A 21,918-nucleotide genomic window follows, 5' to 3' on the forward strand; every position below is an offset into this window, starting at 1 on the left:
TAGAATCCTAACATTTAGCACCCCCAGCCGGTTATCCTACCAGCAAATCGTCCTAGTAAGACATAGTAAAGACATAACGCGCCTGTGCGGGTAAACGATGCATGAAGCGGATAGATTCACCACGCCGCGCATTGTTTTTTGTAAAGAGTTCCCCGGCGGCGCTAATTGCCCCGGCACTTTGTTCGGTTAGCGGGCGGGGCCTACCTTTGGCACCATAAACACACCTCTTCATTTCCTCAGTTTGGCTACTATATGAGTTGGATAACAAAAACATTAACCAGCAGCATCGGCCGGAAGCTAATCATGTCCCTCACGGGCCTGTTTCTGTGCACGTTCCTGGTGGTCCACCTTGTAGGAAACCTGCAGTTATTCAAGCACGACGGTGGGGCCGCGTTTAACGCCTACTCCCACTTCATGGGCACCAACCCGGTTATCCGCACCATCGAGTGGGGCCTGGTGCTGGGTTTTGGCTTCCACATTTACGAGGCTTTTGCCCTCACGCGCCGCAACAAGGCCGCCCGCGGCCACGGCTACGCGCAGTGGAAAGCCGAGCAAAACTCGGAGTGGACGTCCCGCAACATGGGCATCCTGGGCTCCATCATCCTGATTTTCCTGATTGTGCACCTCTACAACTTCTTCTGGCGTGCCCGCTTCGGCGGCCTGGAGAAAATGGGCGGCGACAACCCCGAGTACCGCGACTACGATAACCTGTACATGGCCGTGGTTTCGTCGTTCCACATCTGGTGGTACGTGCTGCTCTACGTGGCTGCCCAGATTAGCCTTGGCTATCACCTGTGGCACGGCTTCCGCTCGGGCTTTCAGACCTTGGGCCTGAACCACCGCAAGTACATGCCGCTTATTAAGTATGCTGGCTACGTGTTTGCTGTGGTGGTGTCGGCCGGCTTTGCCGCCATGCCGTTATACTTTTTCCTGTTCACGAATGACCTGGGCGAACTGGCGTTGAATGCGCCGACTTTCGTTCACACCGTGGCCTCGGCTTTCTAATTGATAATGTGCCGTAAAATGGCTGGCCTGGGCTAACACCTGCCCGGTTCCGCTGTTGTACTTACCACGGTTCACTCAGTCTCTCCTTCAATCAGTCATTCTATGCTGTTGGATTCCAAAATTCCCGAAGGCCCCCTCGCCGAAAAATGGGACAAACACAAGTTCAACGTCAAGCTTGTGAACCCCGCCAACAAGCGGAAATACGACGTGATTGTGGTGGGCACGGGCCTGGCCGGCTCTTCGGCCGCCGCCTCGCTGGCTGAGTTGGGCTACAACGTGAAGGCCTTTACCTACCACGACTCGCCCCGCCGCGCGCACTCCATCGCCGCACAGGGCGGCATCAACGCCGCTAAAAACTACCAGAACGACGGCGACTCCGTGTTCCGCCTGTTCTACGACACCATCAAGGGCGGCGACTACCGCGCCCGCGAAGCCAACGTGTACCGCCTGGCCCAGGTATCGGTCAACATCATTGACCAGTGCGTGGCCCAGGGCGTGCCCTTTGCCCGCGAATACGGCGGCCTGCTCGCCAACCGCTCCTTCGGTGGTGCCCAGGTAAGCCGCACGTTCTACGCCCGCGGCCAGACTGGGCAGCAGCTCTTGCTGGGTGCCTACTCGGCCCTGAGCCGCCAGGTAGCCTACGGCAAAGTGAAGCTGTACACCCGCTCCGAAATGCTGGACCTGGTGATGGTGGACGGCGTGGCCCGCGGCATCGTGACCCGCAACGTGCTCACCGGCGAGATTGAAAACCACGCCGCCCACGCGGTGGTGCTGGCTACCGGCGGCTACGGCAACGTGTTCTACCTGAGCACCAACGCCAAGCTCTGCAACGTAACGGCCGCGTGGCGCGCCCACAAGAAAGGCGCCTACTTCGCCAACCCCTGCTTCACGCAGATTCACCCCACCTGCATCCCGGTAAGCGGCGACTACCAGTCGAAGCTCACGCTGATGTCGGAGTCGCTCCGCAACGACGGCCGCGTATGGGTTCCCAAAACCGTGGAAATGGCCCAGCGCCTGCGCAAAGGCGAAATCCGGGTGCAGGACATCCAGGAGGACGACCGCGACTACTTCCTCGAGCGCAAGTACCCGGCCTTCGGTAACCTGGTGCCACGCGACGTGGCCTCGCGCAATGCCAAGCAGATGTGCGACGAAGGCCGCGGCGTGGGCAGCACCGGCCTGGCCGTGTACCTCGACTTTGCCGATATCATTCAGCGCACGGGCGCCGAGGCTGTGAGCCAGAAGTACGGCAACCTGTTTGCCATGTACGAGAAAATCACCGGCGAAGACCCCTACAAGCTGCCGATGCGCATTTACCCGGCGGTGCACTACACCATGGGCGGCCTGTGGGTTGACTACAACCTGCAAACCACCATCCCCGGCCTCTACGCCACGGGCGAGTGCAACTTCTCCGACCACGGCGCCAACCGCCTCGGCGCTTCGGCCCTGATGCAGGGCCTGGCCGATGGCTACTTCGTAATCCCCTACACCATTGGCGATTACCTAGCCCAGACGCCTCCCAAGCCGGTGGATACGCAGCACCCCGCCTTCGCCGAAGCCAAGGCTGGCGTGCAGGCGCGTACCGAGCAGCTCCTCGCCATCAAAGGCACCCGCACGCCTGACCAGTTTCACAAGGCCCTAGGCCACATCATGTGGGAGTACTGCGGCATGGCCCGCAACGCCGAAGGCCTTCGCCACGCCAAAATCGAGATTCAGCGCCTCCGCAAGGAGTTCTGGAGCGACGTACGTGTGGTGGGCACCGGCGAAGAGCTCAACCAGACCCTGGAAAAAGCCGGCCGCGTGGCCGACTTCCTGGAGCTGGGCGAGCTGATGGTAGACGACGCTCTGGCGCGCAACGAAAGCTGCGGCGGCCACTTCCGCGAGGAATACCAGACCCCCGAGGGCGAGGCCCTACGCGACGACGAGAACTTCGCCTACGTAGCCGCCTGGGAGTATCAGGGCGACAACCAGCCCGAGAAGCTCAACAAGGAAGAACTGACCTTCGAAAACGTGAAGCTGACCCAGCGCAGCTACAAATAATAATCTGTCATGCTGAGCGCAGCGAAGCATCTTATCACGCTCGCGCCAGTTTAGTTACTAACCCAACGAGCCTAGACGTGATAAGGTCCTTCGCTGCGCTCAGGATGACAAACTATAAAATAGAAAATGGCCGGTTCCAACCCCAACGCTAAACCGATGAACCTGACCCTGAACGTGTGGCGGCAACCCAACCGCAACACCGAAGGACGTATTGTGGAGTACAAAGTGAAGGACATTTCGCCCGAGATGTCGTTCCTGGAAATGCTCGACGTGCTGAACGAGGACCTGCTGCACGCCGGCGAAGACCCGGTAGCATTCGACCACGACTGCCGCGAAGGCATCTGTGGCTCGTGCGACTTGTTCATCAACGGCCGCAGCCACGGTCCCGAGAAGGGCACCACCACCTGCCAGCTCCACATGCGCAAGTTCTCGGACGGCGACACCATCACCATCGAGCCCTGGCGCGCCAACGCTTTCCCGGTCAACAAAGACCTGAGCGTAGACCGCTCGGCCTTCGACCGCATCATTCAGGCCGGTGGCTACATCAGCGTAAACACCGGCGGCGTGCCCGATGGCAACGAAATTGCCATTCCCAAGGAAATTGCCGACCGTGCCTTCGAAGCGGCTACCTGCATTGCCTGCGGCGCCTGCGTAGCTGCCTGCAAGAATGCCTCGGCCATGCTGTTCGTTTCGGCCAAGGTATCGCAGCTTGCGCTGCTGCCCCAGGGCCATGCTGAGCGCAAGACCCGCGTGGAAAACATGGTGGCCCAGATGGACAAAGAAGGCTTTGGTGCCTGCACCAACATCGGTTCCTGCGCCGCTGAGTGCCCAGTGGGCATTTCGCTCGAGAACATTGCCATGCTGAACCGTGAGTTTATCGTAGCCAAGGCGACATCGAACAACCTGGCGTAAGCATAATGTCTGGTTTTAGAAAAGCGCGATGGGCAACCGTCGCGCTTTTTTTGTGCGTAGGTAAGCTCGCCTCGTGGGGAACCGCACCCCTGCCAGGCACGGCCCCTCTCCAAAAGAGAGGGGAGCCTACTTGTCATTGCGAGTGAAGCGCAGCGGAACGCGGCAATCCGTCATCTCACTGCGCCTAACCCTGAGATGTGACAAAGCCATTTTTAACGACAAAGCCCCGGCACTACGCAGTACCGAGGCTTGTCACATTATTGGGCTAGTCGCCTTGTCAGGACGGATTGCCACGGCCTACGGCCTCGCAATGACAACCGTGCCGCCGTGGCTCATTGGAAAGGGGCTGGGGGTGAGGTTCCACTCGCTAAGCAACTCAAGCTTCATCCCGCAGCTTGGGCACCATCCAAACCACCAAGCCACCCAACAGGGCCACCAGCGCAAACGACCACCGCAGGTTGGCGGCTTTGGCGACGAAGCCCACCAGCGGCGGCACCATCAGGAAGCCAAAGTAGCTGACGGTAGATACCGAGGCGATGGCGGTTCCGGCGCCCAGCGGATTGGCTTTGCCGACTAGGCTAAACACCAGCGGTACCACGCATGAAACTCCCAGGCCACCGAGCACGAAGCCCAGGCCTGCCAGCAGGGGTGTGGGAAAGGCAGCGGCCATGAGCAGGCCCGTGCTCATAAGCACGCCGCTGGTTTGCAGGATGGGTTTGATGCCGAAGCGGCCCACGAGCCAGTCGCCCAGGAAGCGCCCGGAGGTCATGGCCACCATATAGATAGCGAAGCCAAAGGGTGCCACGTTCTTGGGCGCGTGCACGGCTTGGGCAAAGTATACGCCGCTCCAGTCGTAGAAAGTGCCTTCGCAGGCCATGGACGCAAAGGTGATGAGGCCGTACTTAAGCACGGTTTTTTCGGGCCAGGAAAAGGGCGACCGGGCGCGCGGCGAGGGCGGCAATGGCAAGCTGCCCGGAAAGAACAGCAGCGCCGCAGTCGTGAGCACCACCGAAACCGCTACGAAGTGGAAGGCAGTCGGCACGTCGCTCTTGATTAGCAGCGCCCCGAGGCCGGCGGCCGCAAAGCCCGCCACGCTCCAGATGCCGTGAAACGTGGCGATGATGGACCGACCGTACATGGCCTGCACGCCCACCGACTGCGCATTCACGGAGAGGTTGAGCAGATTGCGCGACGAGCCGAAGCAGAACAGCAGCACCGCCAGCTGCCAGGTGTGCTCTGCAAAGCCCAGCAGGCCCAGGGCTACGTTGAAAAACACTGCCCCCACCAGCATCACCTGCCGGCTGCTGAAGTGCTGCAGCAGCTTTCCCGTCACGGGTAGCGTCAGCATCAGGCCGGCCGGCAGGGCCAGCAGCACGGCCCCAAGCTGGGCTTCGTTCAGCCCAAGCCGATGCTGAATAATGGGGATGCGCGAGGCCCAGGTGGCAAAGCCAAAACCTGAGACAAAAAAGAACAGCGCAATGGCAATCCGAGCCCGCGTGGGCGATGTGCGCGGCAGTATCAATACTTCACTCATAGCATACAACAAGCACCGACCAAGCCCGCTACCCGCCCACAAAAGTAGGCGCATAGATCAGCTCAACTTCGGCTCGGATAAAAGGCCCAGGGGCATCTAGCCAGCTCCTTGGTGTCTTTATAACAAAGGTCGGTTAGACGAGCCGCCGCCCTATGAGGTTGCCTCCTTGCCGCTACAGTTGAGCTAGGGCATGGCCAATACCAGTTGATTAGGGCCTTATTTTGCCTTATGGCTCCCCTACCCGCCCGCACATTGCCACTATTGTATGCCATCATTTTGCTCGATGTGGTGGTGGGCGCGGCGGTGGGGCCGGTGATGCCGGAATTTGTGCGGGGGCTGCGCGAGCCGCAGCTGTGGCTGTCGGTGGGCACCAGTTTATTCTTGGGGGTGCAGCTCTTTTCGGCGCCGCTGCTGGGGCGGCTGAGCGACGGCTTCGGGCGGCGGCCCATTTTCATCTTATCAGCCGCGGGTACGCTGCTGGCCAACACCCTGCTGCTGCCGGTGCGCGCCGGCCTGTACTTCGTGAATCGGGCTTCCGACGGCCTCACCAACGGCATGTACGCCACGGCACGCTCGGCCATTACCGATGTTTCGCCGCCCGAGCGGCTGTTTAGCAACCTGGGCATTGAGGGCGCTATCATTTCGCTGGGCTTCGTGCTGGGGCCCATGGCGGCGGGCGTGCTGCTCACGGTGCTGCAGGTGCCGGCGGGGCAGCAGGCGGGCTACGTCATTGGGCTGGCCGTGGGGCTGGCGGCGCTGAACGTGCTGCTGAGCTTCTGGCTGCCCGAAACCCACCGGCAACGCAACGGCGTGCGCGGCGCCGAGCTGCGCACCGAACTGGGTCTGGCCATCAACCCGCTCACGCTCTGGGCCCGGCTGCAAGCCAAAAACGCCAGCAACCCCGGCATTCGGCGCATTGTGCTCACGCAGGTGGCGCTCACGCTCAGCACGGGCTATTATTTCTACTTCGTACCGTTTGTGAGCATGGGCGAGCTGCAGCTCGATGCCCGGGCCATTTCCTACCTGTTCATGTACTTCGGGGGCCTGAGCATTGTGCTGAACTACGTTTTCTACACCCACTTTGCCGACCGCCTCAACCAGCGCCGTGCCATTGTGTGGCTGGCGGTGCTGGGTACGCCCGTGCTGCTCGGCTACGGACTGGTGGGCACTTCCAAAGCCGCCTTCTACGTGCTGGTCACGCTCGACTGCCTCACCCTCTCCCTAATTCAGGGGCTGCTGGAGGGCCGGCTTGCGCGCCACACCACCGAAGCCGACCGGGGCGAAATCTTTGGCTTAAACCAGGCGTTTCAGGCACTGGCCAGCTTCTCGACCGCCGTGGTTTTTGGGGGGCTGTCGGTGTTGGATTTGCGCTTGCCCTGGGCGTGGTTTGCGCTGTGTTTGGCAGCGGTGGCGTGGCTGGCGGCGCGCCGCGAGCAGCCCGTGGCGGCCGCCGCAAGTTGAGCCGCTTTGCCCTGCCGAAACCCTGACATGGGTTTCCGGTTGTCCTCTAGCTTATTCTTACTGCGCCCTTCCGTTTTGATAACCCTCCTCGCTGGCACGAACCGGCCCAACTCCCGCGCCCGCCGCATTGCCAACTATTACAGCATCATGCTCACTGAGTTGGGGGCCGCCAATCAAATCCTGGACCTGGCCGAGCTGCCCGTCGATTTCATCGCCACGGCCCTATACGCCCAGGTGGGCACCAACCCGGAGTTCAACCGCTTGGCCCGCATGCTGGATGCCGGCAATAAAATCGTCATCATCACCCCCGAATATAACGGCTCATTTCCCGGCGTGCTCAAGGCTTTTATTGACGGATTGCCGTATCCGGGCGGCATCTGGGGCAAAAAGGCCGCGCTGGTGGGCCTCAGCAACGGGGGCCAGGGCGGCCTGCTGGCCATGACGCACCTCACCGACATTCTCATGTACCTGGGCACGGCCGTGCTGCCCCAGCGCGTGCGCCTGCCCTTTATTGGGCAAGATTTAAACAAGGAAGACGAGCTCAACCACGACCTTTCGCGCCAGCTGCTGCGGGAGCAAGCAGTGGCGCTGCTGGCTTTTTAAGCCACGGTCTTTTCGCTGGCAGCCGCGGTCTGCCGCCGCGCCACGCGCCGAAACACGGAGCGCAGCACAAAGTAGGCAACGGCGACGAGCGGCACGGAGGCCCCGGCCCACAGCAGGAGCGCGCCCACTTCGGCCCGCCACAGCAGCCGGCCCACCGCGCCCCAGCCCTCATGCGCAATGAGCTGGCGCAGGCGGTCGATGGTGAGGTGTGCCACCTGGTTGCCCTGCCCCATGATGATGGCCCCGGCCCGCAAAAACGGAATGAGCAGCGCCAGCTGAAAGGCCGTCATCAGGTGCGTGGCCAGCTGCATGGCGGCCACGTTCAGGCGCAGGCGCAAGGCAATGGCCGCACTGAGCACAGTGGTGATGCCCAGCGCGGGCACCAGGCCCACGGCCGCCCCCAAGCCCACGGTGAGCGCCAGCTTTTCGGGCGAGAGGCCGGACCTGAGTAAATCGAAGAGCGGGTCGAGCACGCGGCGGCGCAGCCAGGAGCGCGGCGGCGCGGGGGCCAGGGGCAAGGATTGGGGTTCGGAAGGCGACATGAATAAAAGTAACGGGGCCACGCAGCGGGCTATACGGCAGCCCGTACCTTCGCTTGGGAGCCTGAGCTCACGGCCCGGCCCAACATGTTGCCCTGCGGGTATTATGACAAAGTTAGTTTCTCCGCCCGAGCTGCCCGGACCGTGGTGGCGCGAGCTGCCTATTTTGCTGCACCGCGCCGGCCGCGAGCTGGGCGCCAACGACCCGCTGCGGCTGGGCGCCGCCACGGCGTTTTTCACGTCGTTTGCGCTGCCGCCCATTCTTATCATCCTCATCGAGGTGCTCAGCTCGCTCTACCCCGCCTCCCTGGTACGCGTGATGCTGCTCACCAAAATCAGCGACCTATTGGGCGCTTCGGCCGCAGGACTCGTCACGCAGATAGTGCAAAACGTGGCCGACCCGGAGCGCAGCCGCCTGGTGACGTGGGTAGGCTTTGCGTTCCTGCTGTTTGTGGCCACGACGCTGTTCACCATCATCCAGCATTCGCTCAACCAGCTGTGGCAAATTCGGCCCCGGCGCAGCTCGGGCCAATTTTCTAATGCCCTGCGCGAGCGGTTGCGGTCAGGGGGCATTTTGGTGGCCACGGCCCTGCTGTCGCTGCTGGCGTTCGCGGCCGATGCGGCGCTGGGCTTGTTTGCTACGGCCATCCACGACTTCGACGCCACCTTCGTCTACTTCCTGGTGCGGGGCCTCAACGCCTTCGTGGGCTGGCTGATTTTAGCGACCTGGTTCGGCGCCACCTTCCGTACGCTCAGTCTGGCCAAGGTGCCGTGGCGGGCCGTCACGCGTGGAGCGGCGCTCACGGCCCTGCTAATCAGCCTGGGCGAAGTGATATTGGGCCGGCTGCTGGTGGCCCGCGACCTGGGCCCGGTGTACGGCCCAGCTTCCAGCCTGGTGCTGGTGCTGCTGTTCGTGTTCTACTCGGCCATGATTTTTTACTTCGGGGCGGCCTTCACCAAGGCCTATGCACACCGCATTGGGCTGGATATCCGGCCCAAGAAAACGGCTGTACGCTACCGGCTGGTAAACGTGGCCGAGGGCGAAGCCGGCTACTGACGCTGACGCTTCGCTTAATGAGGAATGAGGAATGAGGAATGAGGAATGAGGAATGAGGAATGAGGAATGAGGAAGTTCGAGGCCTGCAGCTCAATTCCCAATTCTTCATTCCTCATTCTTCATTATTAATTGCCCACAGCGCACCGTTTACCTTTGTAGGGTGCAAACTCCTGATACCTCCGCGGCCGGTGCCGCCCCAAAGGCCCCCCATACGGCCAAAGCCGACCTTCAATTCGCAGATTTCGGCCTCTCTCCTGCCCTGCTGGCTGGCGTGGCCGAATTAAATTTTACCCTGCCCACTGCTGTGCAGCAGCTGGTGCTGGCGCCCGCCCTCGATGGCCAGGACGTGGCTGGCCAAGCGCCTACGGGCTCGGGCAAAACCGCTGCCTACGGCCTCGCCGTGCTGCAGCAGGTTGACCCCACGTCGGCCACGGTGCAGGCCCTGGTGCTGGTGCCCGCCCGCGAGCTGGTGCTGCAGGTGCGCGATGCCCTCAAGAGCTTGGGCAAGCACATGCCCAACCTGCGCGTGGCCGGCTACTACGGCGGCCACGCCATGCGCGAAGAAGTGAAGGGCATGCAGCAGATGCCCCACGTGGTGGTGGCCACCCCCGGCCGCATGCTCGACCACCTGGAGCGCCGCACCATCATCCCCAACCGCTTGAAGGTGCTGGTGCTGGACGAAGCCGACAAGCTCCTGGAGCTGGGCTTCCAAGAGGAAATGGCCACCATCATCAGCCGCCTGCCGGTGCGCCGCCAGACGCTGCTGTTCTCGGCCACCATGCCGGATAAGGTGCTGACCCTGGTGCGCGAGTACCTCACCAAGCCCCGCGTGATGAACGTGGGCGGCTCCAACGCCACCACCCTGCCCGAAAGCCTGGTGCTGCGCGGCCACGTGGTAAACGCCGCCGACCAGAAGCCCGCGGCTCTGTTCCACATCATCACCCAGCCCAACGCGGGCCGCTCCTTGGTATTCGCCAACACCCGCGACCGGGTGGAAGAATTGACCCGTTTTCTGAAAGGCCGCGGCCTGGCCGCCGAGGCACTGCATGGCAAAATGCTGCAGCCCGAGCGCGACAAGTCCATGATGAAGCTGCGCAACGGCTCGGCCACCGTGCTGGTAGCCACCGACGTAGCCGCCCGCGGCCTCGACGTGAACGAGCTCGACACCGTGGTGCAGTTTGACCCGCCCCACGAGGCCGAGACCTTCCAGCACCGGGCCGGCCGCACGGCCCGCGCGGGCGCCGTGGGTACCGCTCACCTCATCGTGACGCCCTACGAGCAGCAGAAACTGCAAAACTGGCCTTCGGCTAGTTCCGTGCAGTGGGCGGGTCTGCGCCCGCCCGCCCTGCCCACCGCCCTGCCCAAAGCCCCGCGGCCTACCACTGTCACGCTGCACGTCTCGGCGGGCAAGCGGGAGAAAATCAGCGCGGGCGACCTGGTAGGCGCCTTCGTGAGCGTGGGCGGCCTCGAGCGCGAGTCGGTGGGCCGCATCGAGGTGTTCGACCACCACAGCTTCGTGGCCGTGCCCGAAGTAGTGGCGGAAGAAGTGCTCGAGAAGATGCAGGGCGCCAAGGTGAAGGGCAAGAAAGTGAAAGTGGCGCTGATTCGGTAGCCGTTGAGCCGAGGGTCGGACTGAGTAGCGATTTGGCTCTCAGCTACACTCCCATATGAGGTTAGCACCCGCTTGGCGCAACTAGGCTTAAAACCATGCTTTAGAAGAGCCTGATGAAGATATTTCAGTAGGTTTGTTCTTCTATAAGCCTGTCCCTTTTATGCTACCACGCCTACTTTTCCTGTTAACAGGCTTTCTGTTCTTTGCTTTAAACACTTCCGCTCAAACCTTTGAGCCGGGGTTGCTGGTGCGCAGCAATGGTGACACCTTACGCGGCGAAATCGAGAATGGGTTCTGGAATGAGCCGCCTACTTTCGTTCGCTTCCGGCCTACCGCCGACAGCCCCGCCCAGCAGTTTGAGCCGGCAGAGGTGCGGGCTTTCAATTTCACGGACGGCCGGCATTTCCGCTACGAAACGCTGCCGATAGACCAGGCCGCCGAAACCCGCCTTAGCCGCTTGCCACGCGGCAATGCAACCAACGTCAAGTCAGAAGCACTTTTAGCTGAGGTGCTGGTTGATGGCCCCTGCTCCTTGCTGCGCGTGGCCACGCTGGGCACGGTCCATTACCTGCTGCGCTGCCCCGGCCGGGACGTGCTCGACCTGAGCGAGCGAAAATACCTTTCCACCTCGACGGAAGGCACTACCGTCATTGCCGATGGCAACAACTACCGCAGCCAGCTAAACCTATACTTTCTGACTTGCCCGGCTGCGCGTAAGGCTGCCGAAACGGCTGCTTTCACTACCGCAGCACTGGCCGCCGTGGTCCAGGCCTATAATCAGCAGTGCGACGCCACGCACCAGCTGGGCCGCAACTGGCTGGCCAAATCCGGGCCGCGCCGCCAAGTATCGCTGCAAGGTGGGGTACTAGCCGGCCTGCGCTACAACATGCTCGATAGCCCAACCGGCTCCGGCTCAGACTGTGCCGATTGTCAGATGCACCCATTTGCAGGCCTCTACGCCGACCTGTTTTTACCTGGCCGCACCACGGCAGCCTACGGCGAGCTGAGCGGAAGCCGCTTCCGCAGCAGTGGCGTGGTAGACTATGGAGTATTTCAAACGAGCTACTACGATTACGAAGGCTGGCTTGCTACGGCCCGGATAGGCATTCGGCGATTTATCCTGATGCCACACGAGCAGCAGTTGATAATAGGCATTGGTTACGAGTTGAACAGAGTGTGGCGCCCAACCCTCACCTCCACCTCCGGGCCGGTAATCTCTTCTAGCGAAGCAAACCTCACCTTCGCCACTCCCACGCTCTTGCCCAACGTGGCCCTGGGCTGGCGGAACCGCCGCTTCACCATCAGCCTGGACGGCCAGCTCTACCAAAGCACGGACGACCAACTACGCAGCCTTTTCGGCAAAGGTATTGGGGTCCGTCTAAGCACGGCCTACCGCCTGGGCCGCAACTACGACGCGGCACCACGGCAACCCACCGGAAAGCACTAGGGGGTGTTCTCAGTTAAGATAGAGGGTCATGATGCGGGCACAGATGAACGCCTGAAAAGAGGCGTCCAATTTGTCGTATCGGGTGGCCAAGCGCCGGTGCTGTTTTAGCTTGTTCACGGTTTGCTCGATATGGTGGCGCTTGGCGTAGGCGCAGGGGTCAAAATGGGGGACGTGGCGCCGCCTCGGCGTAGGCGGAATAACGGCCAGCGCGCCCGCCGCGGCAATCAGCCCGCGCAAGGCGTCGCTGTCGTAAGCCGTGTCGGCCACCACTTCGCAAGCCGGGGCCAGGTGCGGGGCCAGCAGCCACGCCGCCTGCGGGCAATCACCGGCCTGTCCCGGGGTGAGCAACCAATTGAGCACGTTGCCGGCCCCGTCGCAGCTCAGGTGCAGCTTGCTGGTGCGCCCGCCCCGGCTGCGGCCGATGGCCTGCGCGCCTTTTTTTTGGCGGCGCCGGCCGCGTGCTGGTGCACGCGGATGCTGGTCGAATCGAGTTGCACCTGGCGCTGGCGGGCGTGGGGGATGCGGCGGTTGTGGGCGATAAGCCAGTTCGCCACCCGCTCCCACACGCCGCTGTCGCGCCAGCGGGCAAAGCGCACGTACACCCGGTGCCAGTGCCCCAAATGCGGCGGCAGGTCCCGCCAGCCCACGCCCGTGCGCCCCAGCCAGAGCACCGCTTCCACAAAGCCGCGCGTGTCGCGCGCCGTCGTGCCGCGGCAATTGGCCTGGCCCGGCAACAAAGGCGACAACTCCGCCCACATCGAATCCGTCAGTAATGTCCGGTCTGCGTTCATTCCCCAAGTTACCCTATTAACTGAGAACACGCCCTAGCTCAACCTCTGCCGCGCCTGGCCGTTTAAGCCGGCCATGATGCCTTATTTGATTTTCTTGGCCGTGGTGGCGGCCATTAGCTACGCCTTTTACCGCTACGCCACCGCCGATTCGCGTCGGCGCTCGGCCGTGCTGGCCCAGGAGTTTCCAGCGGCCTGGCGGCAGATTCTGACCGAGCGGGTGGCTTTTTACCTGTCGCTCACCAAAAACGAAAAGACTCGCTTCGAGAAGCAAGTGCAAGTGTTTTTGGCTAGCACCCGCATCACGGGCGTGCAAACCGAAGTGGACGATACCACGCGCCTGCTCGTGGCCGCGTCCGCCCTGATTCCGGTGTTTGGATTTCCCGGTTGGGAGTATCGCAATCTGGGCGAAGTACTTATCGTACCCGATGCCTGGAAGCTTGAAGACGACCCCAATAAGGAGGTAAAACCGCTCGAGGGCACCTTGCTGGGCTCGGTGCAGGGCTTCCAAAACCAGCACTACATGCGCCTGTCGAAGGCCTCGCTCGAGCAGGGCTTCCGCGACAGCCTCGACCGCCAGAACGTGGGTATCCACGAGTTTGCGCACCTGCTGGACGAGGCCGACGGCACCATCGACGGCGTGCCCAAGGCCGCCCTTCCCCCTGAGCTGCTGCAGCCGTGGGCGGCGCTGATGCAGCGCGAAATCGAAGCCATCGCGGCCGGCAAGTCGGACATCAACCTCTACGCGGCCACCAGCGAAGCCGAGTTTTTCGCCGTCGTGGCCGAATACTTTTTCGAGAAACCCGAAAAGCTCCAGCAAAACCACCCGGAGCTGTTTGAGCTGCTCGGCCGCGTCTTCCGCCAGAACCCCAAAAAGCGCTTTCTGCGCTGGGCCACCGACCCGCGCGAGTGGCTCAAGACGCTGCGCAGCCGCCGCAAGTTTGGCCGCAACGACCCCTGCCCGTGCGGCAGCGGGAAGAAGTACAAAGACTGCCACCTCGCGCAAGCGCAGACAGCGGCCTGAGCTAACCGTAAGAAGCCCTCAGTGCCCGTTCCGGGCATTAGGGCAAGCCGCCAGCGGCGCGGTACTGCCTATCCAGCTTACTCGAGGGTGGTGTGATGCTTCGAGCGAGCGGACGGAACTGGCTGTGTCTGCGGGTGCTTGCTGTGGTGCACCAGCCGGTCCTCCTTGCGAATGGACTCGGGCTTTTTGGTCATGCTGCCGTCGTCCTTGACCGTGCGGATGCGCTCGGCTCGTTCGTCTTCGCGCAGCATTTTGGCGCTCACCTTTCCTTCTTTTCGGAGAGTTTCCAGACCATGTTCGACGGGTTTTCCGCCCTGTTGGGCGTGCGCGGCAAAGCCAATACTGACCAACGCTACCAGGCTGTTTATCTTAAAACGAGGAAAACGGCCCATATACTAGGCTAATACAGTGAATGATGAGGATTGTACGAATGTCGGAGTGGGCTGGTGCAGCCGTGTCGGCCGAAGCAGCTTGGCGCCATTGCCCGTGCCGCGCGGGCAGCTGGCGCCACCGAGCAACCGCCCCAAGAAAGCCCGCTCCAGTGCATTTCTTTGCCCCATGAAAACGCCCTTGCTTTCCATTCTGGCGGCGGCCTCGCTGTCCGCCTGCGCTCCCACCGCAAAAGCCCCCGTGGCCACCGCCCCGGCAGCTACCGCTGCTCCCACTGCCCCAGCCCCGCCCGACTACGGCGCCCAGGCGGAGCAATTTCTGGCCGGCTACAACGCCGAGTACGTGCGCCTCTATACCGCCTCCAGCGAGGCGGAGTGGCGCTCGAACACGCACATCGTGCCCGGCGACACCGCCAACGCCGGCGCCACCACCCGCGCCAACCAGCGCATGGCCGCCTTCACGGGCAGCGCCGACAACATCCGGCAGCTCCGCGAATTGCTGGCCCACAAAGCCGACCTAACCGACCTGCAAACCAAGCAGCTGGAAACGGCCCTCTACAACGCCGCCAACAACCCCCAAACCGTTGCCGAGGTGGTGAAGCGCCGCATTCAGGCCGAAGCCGCCCAGACCGAAAAGCTGTACGGCTTCGACTACAAGTACGCCGGCAAGTCCGTCACTACCAACGACATCGACGACCTGCTGCGCAAGGAAACCAACCCGCAGAAACGCCAGCAAATCTGGGAAGCCAGCAAGGCCATCGGCCCCACCCTCAAAGAAGGCCTGCTCAACCTGCGTGACCTGCGCAACCAGACCGTGCAGGCCCTGGGCTACCCCGACTACTTCACGTACCAAGCCAGTGACTACGGCCTGACCCGGGACGAAATGATGGCCCTGGTGCGCAAAATCAACACCGAGCTGCGCCCGCTCTACCGTGAGCTGCACACCTACGCGCGCTACGAGCTGGCCAAGAAATACAAGGTAAAGCAGGTGCCCGACTACCTGCCCGCCCACTGGCTGCCCAACCGCTGGGGCCAAGACTGGGGCTCAATGGTGGACGTGAAAGGCCTGAACCTCGACGGCGTGCTGGCCAAGAAGGGTGCCGAGTGGCAGGTGAAGCAGGGCGAGCGGTTTTACCAGAGCCTGGGCTTCCCGGCCCTCCCGGCCTCGTTCTGGGAGAAGAGCAGCCTCTACCCCCTGCCCAAAGACGCAGGCTACAAAAAGAACAACCACGCCTCGGCCTGGCACATCGACCTGAACCAGGACGTGCGCAGCCTGATGAGCGTGGAGCCCAACACCGAATGGTACGAAACGGCCCACCACGAGCTGGGCCACATCTTCTACTACTTAAGCTATTCCAACCCCGATGTGCCGCCCCTGCTCCGCCAGGGTGCCAACCGCGCCTACCACGAAGCCATCGGCTCGATGATGGGCCTGGCGGCCAAGCAGAAGCCCTTCCTGGCCGGCCTTGGCCTGGTGGACCCCAACACCAAGACCGACCAGACCCAGCAGCTGCTCAAAGAAGCCCTGAGCTACGTGGTTTTCATTCCCTTCGCCTCCGGTGTGATGAGCGAGTGGGAAAATAGCTTCTATGCCGACAAGCTGCCCGCCGACCAGCTCAACGCCAAGTGGTGGGCGCTGTGCAAGCAGTACCAGGGCATGGTGCCGCCCACCACGCGCGGCGAAAACTACCTCGACCCCGCCACCAAAACGCACATCAACGACGACCCTGCGCAGTACTACGACTACGCCCTGAGCTACGTCATCCTGTTTCAGCTCCACGACCACATCGCCAAGAACATTCTGCACCAGGACCCGCACGCCACCAACTACTACGGCAACAAGGAAGTAGGCAATTTTCTGCGCGACATCATGCGCCCCGGATCCAGCCGCGACTGGCGCGTGGTGCTGAAGGAGAAAACCGGCGAAGACCTCTCGGCCCGCGCCATGGTCGACTACTTCCAGCCGCTGATGGCCTACCTAAAGCAGCAGAACAAGGGCCGGAAATACACGATGTAATTCCTAAAGTCTAAAAAGCCGTTTCAGGCATTCATGCCTAACGAAGCTAAGTCTCTCGCGTAGCTTATAAGCAAGCCGTCTGTCATGCAGAGCGCAGCGAAGCATCTTATCACAGCTCAACGATTTGTTCAGCGGGGATAAGATGCTTCGCTGCACTCTGCATGAGAGACGATTTTTTTCAGACGGTATACCGAAATACTCAACTCAAAACAGAGCTGTTTGCTTCAACCCTTTACTACCTTATCACTTCAAAAATCCAGTCGCGCAGCGTGTCCATCAGTTGGGCTGAGATGATAGCATCCACGGTGCCGTCGGCGTTGGGCAGGAGTTCGGAGGCAGGCGTCTGGAACCAGTGGTTCACGCCCAGCAGCAGGCGGGTTGTCACTTTCTTGTTGGCTTTCAGGCCTTTTTCGAGGGCCACGAGGTTGCTGGGGAGGGCGTCGTGGTCGTTGCCGCCGTGGACCAGCAGCACGGGGCACTGCACTTCGGGCAGCGCGGGCTGGGGGTTGAATTTCAGGTAATAGCGGTACCAGGGCGTGGTGAGCTCCGTGGCGCGCCGACGGGTAAGGGCAGGGTCCTGGTCGGGGTAGCGCTGGCGCAGCATGTTCACCACAATGGCCTGGGCCTGGTCGTCGTCGGCGGTTTGCCGCACGATGTCCAGCATGGTGCGCCGAAACTTAAGCGTGGTTTCGGCCTGCTTGCGCTCTTCGCTGCGGGCCTTGAGGCGCTGCTGGGCAATGTAGGTTTCTACCTGGGCCGCGTTGGAACCGCTGGCGCGCAGCTTGTCGGCTTTGCTGAGGACGTCGGCCCATGCCTGGCGCCGCGCGGCCCCGGCGCGGGCGGTATCGGCAGGGTTGGTGATGGGTTCGGCTTGGTGGACCAGCAGGTCCAGCCCTTCTACTCCCGACGCAGCCAGCGTCACGACGAAGGCGGGCGGCGCGGGTTGGGCGGCAGCCAGTAGGGCCACATTGCCGCCCTCGCCGTGCCCGATGAGGCCGGTTTGGGCGGGGTCGATGCTGGGGCGCAGGCGCAGGTAGTTGAGGCAGGCCTGGGCATCGCGCACGAAGTCGGCGGTGGTGGCCTGGCTGGCGCTGCCGCCGGATTGGCCCACGCCCCGGTCATCGTATCGAAGCACGGCAATGCCCTGGCGGGCCAACGAAGCCGCTATTCCCGCAAACAAGCGGTAGTCGCCTTGGCGGGCGTCGCGGTCCTGGCTGCCCATGTCGGAGAGCAGCACCACGGCCGGAAACGGCCCGGCCCCGTCGGGAATGCTGAGCGTGCCCGCCAGCCGCACGTTGCCGGGCTGGCTCAGAATAGACACCTGCTCGGTGTGATAGGTATTGGCCGTGGGCCGGGTAATTGGGCTGACCTGCCCGGCCGTAGTGGGAGCGGCTTTCTGGCCCAATACCGCCGCTGGCAGCAACCAAGCCAGCACCGCCCACGGGCCCACCCAACGGAAAATAATTGTCAACATATCAAACTACGCAATGGCCCGGCCGCCCCGATTGGGTGAGTCTAGGATTCTCTAATTCTTTAAAAAAACAGTACCGGCGTACGCTACGGCAGCAACACCCGGTCGATGACGTGCACCACGCCGTTGGTGCACTGCACGTCGGGAATCACCATGTTGGCCACGTTGGTGCCATTGCCGCCGCCTTTCACCGTCAGTACGCCGTTGTTGAAAGCGCCCAATACCACGGGGGCACCGCCCGCCGAAAGCACGGTGGTGCTTTCCGGCAGCTCCGAGGTGAACTTGCTGCCTTGCGCCCCGCCCACCACGTGGTTGAGCAGCACGCTGGTTACCACGGATACCGGCAGCTTCCGGATGTCCTTGGGATGGTTGAGGGGCACGTTCAGCAGCACGCCCAGGTCTTTGAAGGCTTGGTCGGTGGGGGCAAAAACGGTGATTGGGGCGCTACCGGGCGTGGCGGTAAGCGCGCCGGCCAGGTTGCAGTACAGCACCGCTTCCACCAGAAAAGTCAGCTCCGGCTTCACAAACACGTCGCCGTTGTTCAGGGCAAGGGCCGAATTGAGCACATCGGCCCCCGTGGCCAGCAGCACTTTATCAATGGGGTGAATCAGGCCGTTGGAGGCCCGCACGTCGGTGCCCAGAATCTTGGAGCCGTTCACGTACAGGCTATTATCGGCCCGCCGGATAATGCGCCGCTGCAGCCCCGCCAACGCCGACGCCGAGCTGCTGCCGGGCGTGAGGGCGCTGCCCGGGAGCGTGCCACTGAACACGTGGTAAAACAGCGTGTTGCGCAAAAACGGCTGCTGCAGCCCCGTCAGGTCCTGGGCCGAGGTCAGCCCCAGGCGGGCGAAGGCCGCATTGGTGGGCGCAAATACGGTGTAGTTGCCGCCATCGTTGGGGTTTTTGTTGCCGAGCAGCAGGGCCACATTGCCCCGAATGGCGGCGTCTTCCAAGGTCTGGAAGTCGGGATTTGCGACCGCAATGTTGGTGATGGACGGGGCCACTTCCTCATTTTTTGCGCAGCCGCCCAGCAGGAATAAGCTCAACGCTAGAGTTGGCAGTAATTGGTAATTTTTTTTCATCGTGCAAAAACTTTACTTCGTCGGGCTAAACTGTAGTTTCATCATAATACCCTGAATACAAACGCATTTAAAAGCCCCACGGATTGCGCGAAGGTAAATCCGGGCACCTAAACCCACCCGTAAATTGCAGCGTGGCCAGCTCCAGAAGGGCTGGTTTTTCCTTGCTATTGGGAAAGTATTTCTGTCCCTTAATTTTTCTTCATCCCCTTTTATGCGAAATTTTTCCGCATTGATTTTAAGTACCTTTTTATGTGGGGCGGCGGCCTCTACTGCGCAGGCCCAAAGCGTGGTGAGCGGCTTCATGGCGGGCAAAGGCCACGGCTCGGTGGTGGTGTCGGGCACCACGGAGCGCTACGAAACCGTGTACCTCGCGCCGAAGCAAATCGACGGGGTGCCCATTTTCCACGAGGTGCGTGTCAACTCGCTCAACCTCTACGCCACCTACGGCCTCAGCGACAAGATTGACGCCATTGTAAGCCTGCCCTACATCCAGTCGAAGGGCAAAGCCGCGGGCACCGTCATCAACGACCTGGACGCCCTCTACTCCACGGCCGGCTACACCAACGTGCGCCGGGGCATGCAGGACCTCACCGGCATCCTCAAGTTCAAGGCCTACAGCCGGGAAATCGGCAGCAGCATTCTCGACTTGCTGGGTGTGGTCAGCCTGAGCACCCCCATCAGCGATTACCAAACCAAAACGGGCTACGGCTACATCATCGCCATCGGCAACCACGCCACCAAGTACACGGCCGCGGGCGTGGCCCACCTCAAAACCAGCTCCGGGGTATTTGCCACCGGCCAGGTAGGCTACAGCCTGCGCACCGGCCAAGTGCCCAACGCCTTGGTGGGCGAAGCCAAGCTGGGCTACGCCGGCCCCAAAACCTACCTGGAAGGCTTTGCCTCCTTTCAGGAATCGAACGGCGGCACCGACATTTCGGAAGAAGGCTTCAACGGGTTTTTCCCGGCCACGCGCGTCAATTTTGTGCGGGTGGGCGCCAGCATCTACCGGCCGTTGGCCCAGGGCTTTGGCGTGGTGCTGGGCGCCAGCACCTACGTAGCCGGCCGCAACCTGGGCAAATCGACGGGCTACTCGGCCGGCGTGTCGTACAACTTCTAAGTTGAGCTGATTATAGCGCATAAAAAAGCCGGGAATGCCCGGCTTTTTTATGCGCCATAATCAGGGCTTGCTAATAATTAGCCTCGGTGCCCGGTAGGTCAATTAAGATAAATTGAGCGTCTTTCTCGGCGCGGATTTGCACCACTTCGTCGTCGGTCATGCGGGCCTGGTCGTTAGGCCCTAGTTCGGTTCCATTGACGAAAATAGTGCCCTCCTTGACGTAGATGAAGGTTAGGCGGATGGGGAAGGTCTTGAATTCTATTTCTTTGCCTTCGCTCAGGTTGGACCAGTACACGGTGCTATTCGAATTCATGTACACCACGTCTTCGAGCACTTTTTGGCCCGTTACGAGCGGCACCAGTTCGTTTTTGTTGCTGGTGGTAAAATCCAGGTCTTTTTGCTCGTAGCTCGGAGCCAAGCCTTTCTGACTGGGAATAAACCAGAGCTGATACAAGTGCAGGGGCTTGTCCTGGCGGTTGAACTCGGAGTGGGCCAGGCCGGTGCCGGCGGTCATGCGCTGCACTTCGCCGGCTTTGATGGTCGTTTTGTTGCCCATCGTGTCCTGGTGCGTGATTTCGCCGTCCAGCACCAGCGTCACAATTTCCATTTCCGAGTGCGGGTGCTGCGGGAAACCGGACTGCGGCGCCACGCTGTCGTCGTTGAATACCCGCAGCGGGCCAAAATGCATGTTGTCGCGGTCGAAATAATCGGCGAACGAAAACAGGAAATAGCTGCTGAGCCAGGCAGCAGGGGCAGCATGGTGGCGGTCGGCGGCGGAAATGTACTTGAGCATAGGGCGAAAACGAAGGTTGGCGTGAAGCGCATACGCGCCGGCGCGCTGCATAGTTAGCACCCGCCAAAAGCAAAGCCCTTCCGCGGCTACGGAAGGGCTTGCAAAATAGCAATATGAACGTTCTGTTTACGCCTTTTTGAGCAAGGCAACTTGCTGCTGCAAGTCGAGCACAAGGCTGGCCACGCGCTCGAGCGAGAGCTCGGCGATGGGGAACGTGCTACTGATGTAGCTCTTGGCTTCCCAGATTTCGAGCACGTCGTCCACGTTGATGTCGTAGGGCGAGAAGTTGGGGTTGTCGGAGTGCAGCACAAACATGGCGTTCGAGCGCAGCTTATTGAAAACCCGCTTGAACACGATGCCATCCTTGCTGCTCACCACCACGCACGGCGTGCCGTCCTTGATGGTAGTCCAATCCTCCACGTAGCGGCCCACAATCACGGTGCCGCTGGTAATGGGCAGCATGGAGTCGCCGGCAATTTCGAAGGCCCGGTACGTGCCCGACTGCGAGAGCATAGGCAGCCGGAACTTGGGCAATACCTCGAGGTACTCGGGGTCGGCGTAGCCGTTGAGGTAGCCGGCGGCGGCCTTCTGGGGCACCAGCTCAATGTTTTCGTTCTGGTCCTTGTCCACGGTCAGGGCCAGCACGCGCAGCTTGCCCCCGGCCGGCGAGGTGGGCGGGTCGGTGTCGTCTTCCGCCGTGCCGGCCGCGGCGGGCTCCTGGGCGCGCATGGCCCCAATGGCCTTGGCGTTCTTGCGTTTGCTAAAGTCGGTGGTCACCAGCTGGTCGAGCGTGATGCCAAACAGGCGCGCCATGTTGACGAGCGTGGCGAGCCGGGGCTCGGCGCGTCCTTCTTCGTACGCGCCCACCAGGGAACGTTTGATGCCGAGCTTGTCGGCCATCTGGGCCTGCGTGAGGGCCAATTCACGCCGGCAAAACTTGAGGTTGGTATTAATCATCGGGAAGGGCAGCAGCCGGGAATGTCGTTGGTCTCAACGCAGATTCGGCTGGTGAAGTTAGCAACGCAGCCGC

General features: G+C 61.8%; 18 protein-coding genes and 1 pseudogene. 11 read left to right on the plus strand and 8 right to left on the minus strand.

Going from position 1 to position 21,918, the window contains the following annotated elements:
• The first annotated feature begins 252 nt into the window (after nucleotides 1-252).
• The 3 genes from AUC43_RS18130 to AUC43_RS18140 all read left to right on the plus strand — a co-directional run bounded on the left by AUC43_RS18130 (nucleotide 253) and on the right by AUC43_RS18140 (nucleotide 3,954).
• Entirely contained in the window at nucleotides 253-1,005 is a 753-nt protein-coding gene (locus AUC43_RS18130; RefSeq protein ID WP_071885966.1) for a succinate dehydrogenase cytochrome b subunit, read from the plus strand.
• 102 nt (nucleotides 1,006-1,107) lie between these two features.
• Entirely contained in the window at nucleotides 1,108-3,042 is a 1,935-nt protein-coding gene (locus tag AUC43_RS18135) for a fumarate reductase/succinate dehydrogenase flavoprotein subunit (RefSeq protein ID WP_068197007.1), read from the plus strand.
• 156 nt (nucleotides 3,043-3,198) lie between these two features.
• Nucleotides 3,199-3,954 carry a succinate dehydrogenase/fumarate reductase iron-sulfur subunit gene (locus AUC43_RS18140; protein ID WP_068198857.1) on the plus strand — a complete coding sequence of 252 codons (756 nt, stop codon included), beginning with the start codon at nucleotides 3,199-3,201 and terminating at the stop codon, nucleotides 3,952-3,954.
• Between the two features lie 376 nt (nucleotides 3,955-4,330).
• On the opposite strand, the gene AUC43_RS18145 is transcribed toward AUC43_RS18140, so the two are convergent.
• The gene (locus AUC43_RS18145; protein WP_068198862.1) at nucleotides 4,331-5,488 is read right to left on the minus strand and encodes an MFS transporter; all 1,158 of its coding nucleotides are present in this window, start codon (nucleotides 5,486-5,488) and stop codon (nucleotides 4,331-4,333) included.
• A 228-nt stretch (nucleotides 5,489-5,716) separates the two neighbouring features.
• Here AUC43_RS18145 and AUC43_RS18150 point away from each other — a divergent pair, with 228 nt between their 5' ends.
• Together AUC43_RS18150 and AUC43_RS18155 are read left to right on the plus strand one after the other, a co-directional pair.
• Nucleotides 5,717-6,949 (plus strand): MFS transporter, encoded by a 1,233-nt coding sequence (locus tag AUC43_RS18150; RefSeq protein ID WP_068197011.1) that lies wholly within the window; start codon nucleotides 5,717-5,719, stop codon nucleotides 6,947-6,949.
• Nucleotides 6,950-7,024: 75 nt separating this feature from the next.
• Complete coding sequence (locus AUC43_RS18155; protein ID WP_068197015.1) at nucleotides 7,025-7,552, plus strand: NADPH-dependent FMN reductase; 528 nt, start codon at nucleotides 7,025-7,027, stop codon at nucleotides 7,550-7,552.
• Here the strand turns inward: AUC43_RS18155 and AUC43_RS20605 are convergent.
• Nucleotides 7,549-8,094, minus strand: a complete 546-nt coding sequence (locus tag AUC43_RS20605) for a DUF2062 domain-containing protein (RefSeq protein ID WP_068197018.1) — start codon at nucleotides 8,092-8,094, stop codon at nucleotides 7,549-7,551. The two genes, AUC43_RS18155 and AUC43_RS20605, sit on opposite strands and share 4 nt — an antisense overlap.
• A 103-nt stretch (nucleotides 8,095-8,197) precedes the next feature.
• Between AUC43_RS20605 and AUC43_RS18165 the strand changes: the two genes are divergently transcribed.
• From AUC43_RS18165 to AUC43_RS18175, 3 genes are all read left to right on the plus strand, one after another.
• On the plus strand, nucleotides 8,198-9,148 hold the full coding sequence (locus tag AUC43_RS18165) for a YihY/virulence factor BrkB family protein (protein ID WP_157781165.1): 951 nt from the start codon (nucleotides 8,198-8,200) through the stop codon (nucleotides 9,146-9,148).
• A gap of 160 nt (nucleotides 9,149-9,308) precedes the next feature.
• Entirely contained in the window at nucleotides 9,309-10,760 is a 1,452-nt protein-coding gene (locus AUC43_RS18170; protein WP_068197025.1) for a DEAD/DEAH box helicase, read from the plus strand.
• A 160-nt stretch (nucleotides 10,761-10,920) separates the two neighbouring features.
• Nucleotides 10,921-12,207, plus strand: a complete 1,287-nt coding sequence (locus AUC43_RS18175; protein ID WP_157781166.1) for a hypothetical protein — start codon at nucleotides 10,921-10,923, stop codon at nucleotides 12,205-12,207.
• Nucleotides 12,208-12,216: 9 nt separating this feature from the next.
• Here the strand turns inward: AUC43_RS18175 and AUC43_RS20220 are convergent.
• Nucleotides 12,217-13,005 (minus strand): annotated as a pseudogene (locus AUC43_RS20220) (IS5 family transposase); the annotation flags it as partial.
• A 66-nt stretch (nucleotides 13,006-13,071) separates the two neighbouring features.
• Between AUC43_RS20220 and AUC43_RS18190 the strand changes: the two are divergent.
• Nucleotides 13,072-14,019, plus strand: a complete 948-nt coding sequence (locus AUC43_RS18190; protein ID WP_233254047.1) for a M90 family metallopeptidase — start codon at nucleotides 13,072-13,074, stop codon at nucleotides 14,017-14,019.
• Nucleotides 14,020-14,096: 77 nt separating this feature from the next.
• On the opposite strand, the gene AUC43_RS21130 is transcribed toward AUC43_RS18190, so the two are convergent.
• Nucleotides 14,097-14,411, minus strand: a complete 315-nt coding sequence (locus AUC43_RS21130) for a hypothetical protein (protein WP_157781167.1) — start codon at nucleotides 14,409-14,411, stop codon at nucleotides 14,097-14,099.
• A 166-nt stretch (nucleotides 14,412-14,577) separates the two neighbouring features.
• Between AUC43_RS21130 and AUC43_RS18200 the strand changes: the two genes are divergently transcribed.
• Nucleotides 14,578-16,425, plus strand: coding sequence for a M2 family metallopeptidase (locus tag AUC43_RS18200; protein WP_068197034.1), 1,848 nt, complete (start codon nucleotides 14,578-14,580; stop codon nucleotides 16,423-16,425).
• A 235-nt stretch (nucleotides 16,426-16,660) separates the two neighbouring features.
• On the opposite strand, the gene AUC43_RS18205 is transcribed toward AUC43_RS18200, so the two are convergent.
• Nucleotides 16,661-17,899 (minus strand): alpha/beta hydrolase, encoded by a 1,239-nt coding sequence (locus tag AUC43_RS18205; protein ID WP_068197037.1) that lies wholly within the window; start codon nucleotides 17,897-17,899, stop codon nucleotides 16,661-16,663.
• An 83-nt stretch (nucleotides 17,900-17,982) separates the two neighbouring features.
• Nucleotides 17,983-18,942, minus strand: coding sequence for a fasciclin domain-containing protein (locus tag AUC43_RS18210; RefSeq protein ID WP_233254048.1), 960 nt, complete (start codon nucleotides 18,940-18,942; stop codon nucleotides 17,983-17,985).
• Between the two features lie 247 nt (nucleotides 18,943-19,189).
• On the opposite strand from AUC43_RS18210, the gene AUC43_RS18215 reads away from it, so the two are divergent.
• Nucleotides 19,190-20,095, plus strand: a complete 906-nt coding sequence (locus AUC43_RS18215; protein WP_071885967.1) for a hypothetical protein — start codon at nucleotides 19,190-19,192, stop codon at nucleotides 20,093-20,095.
• Between the two features lie 70 nt (nucleotides 20,096-20,165).
• On the opposite strand, the gene AUC43_RS18220 is transcribed toward AUC43_RS18215, so the two are convergent.
• Complete coding sequence (locus AUC43_RS18220; protein WP_068198881.1) at nucleotides 20,166-20,888, minus strand: pirin family protein; 723 nt, start codon at nucleotides 20,886-20,888, stop codon at nucleotides 20,166-20,168.
• Between the two features lie 126 nt (nucleotides 20,889-21,014).
• Nucleotides 21,015-21,845 carry a LexA family transcriptional regulator gene (locus tag AUC43_RS18225; RefSeq protein WP_068197045.1) on the minus strand — a complete coding sequence of 277 codons (831 nt, stop codon included), beginning with the start codon at nucleotides 21,843-21,845 and terminating at the stop codon, nucleotides 21,015-21,017.
• Between the last annotated feature and the right edge of the window lie 73 nt (nucleotides 21,846-21,918).

The organism is Hymenobacter sedentarius, assembly GCF_001507645.1.
Classification (GTDB): Bacteria; Bacteroidota; Bacteroidia; order Cytophagales; family Hymenobacteraceae; genus Hymenobacter; species Hymenobacter sedentarius.

What these genes read in the sequence shown, in the direction of transcription:
- AUC43_RS18150 (WP_068197011.1), top strand. Translation starts at nt 5,717, where the DNA reads ATGGCTCCCCTACCCGCCCGCACATTGCCACTATTGTATGCCATCATT.
- AUC43_RS18220 (WP_068198881.1), bottom strand. Translation starts at nt 20,888, where the DNA reads ATGCTCAAGTACATTTCCGCCGCCGACCGCCACCATGCTGCCCCTGCT.
- AUC43_RS18165 (WP_157781165.1), top strand. Translation starts at nt 8,198, where the DNA reads ATGACAAAGTTAGTTTCTCCGCCCGAGCTGCCCGGACCGTGGTGGCGC.
- AUC43_RS21130 (WP_157781167.1), bottom strand. Translation starts at nt 14,411, where the DNA reads ATGGGCCGTTTTCCTCGTTTTAAGATAAACAGCCTGGTAGCGTTGGTC.
- AUC43_RS18140 (WP_068198857.1), top strand. Translation starts at nt 3,199, where the DNA reads ATGAACCTGACCCTGAACGTGTGGCGGCAACCCAACCGCAACACCGAA.
- AUC43_RS18200 (WP_068197034.1), top strand. Translation starts at nt 14,578, where the DNA reads ATGAAAACGCCCTTGCTTTCCATTCTGGCGGCGGCCTCGCTGTCCGCC.
- AUC43_RS18130 (WP_071885966.1), top strand. Translation starts at nt 253, where the DNA reads ATGAGTTGGATAACAAAAACATTAACCAGCAGCATCGGCCGGAAGCTA.
- AUC43_RS20605 (WP_068197018.1), bottom strand. Translation starts at nt 8,094, where the DNA reads ATGTCGCCTTCCGAACCCCAATCCTTGCCCCTGGCCCCCGCGCCGCCG.
- AUC43_RS18145 (WP_068198862.1), bottom strand. Translation starts at nt 5,488, where the DNA reads ATGAGTGAAGTATTGATACTGCCGCGCACATCGCCCACGCGGGCTCGG.
- AUC43_RS18215 (WP_071885967.1), top strand. Translation starts at nt 19,190, where the DNA reads ATGCGAAATTTTTCCGCATTGATTTTAAGTACCTTTTTATGTGGGGCG.
- AUC43_RS18205 (WP_068197037.1), bottom strand. Translation starts at nt 17,899, where the DNA reads ATGTTGACAATTATTTTCCGTTGGGTGGGCCCGTGGGCGGTGCTGGCT.
- AUC43_RS18135 (WP_068197007.1), top strand. Translation starts at nt 1,108, where the DNA reads ATGCTGTTGGATTCCAAAATTCCCGAAGGCCCCCTCGCCGAAAAATGG.
- AUC43_RS18190 (WP_233254047.1), top strand. Translation starts at nt 13,072, where the DNA reads ATGATGCCTTATTTGATTTTCTTGGCCGTGGTGGCGGCCATTAGCTAC.
- AUC43_RS18175 (WP_157781166.1), top strand. Translation starts at nt 10,921, where the DNA reads ATGCTACCACGCCTACTTTTCCTGTTAACAGGCTTTCTGTTCTTTGCT.
- AUC43_RS18225 (WP_068197045.1), bottom strand. Translation starts at nt 21,845, where the DNA reads ATGATTAATACCAACCTCAAGTTTTGCCGGCGTGAATTGGCCCTCACG.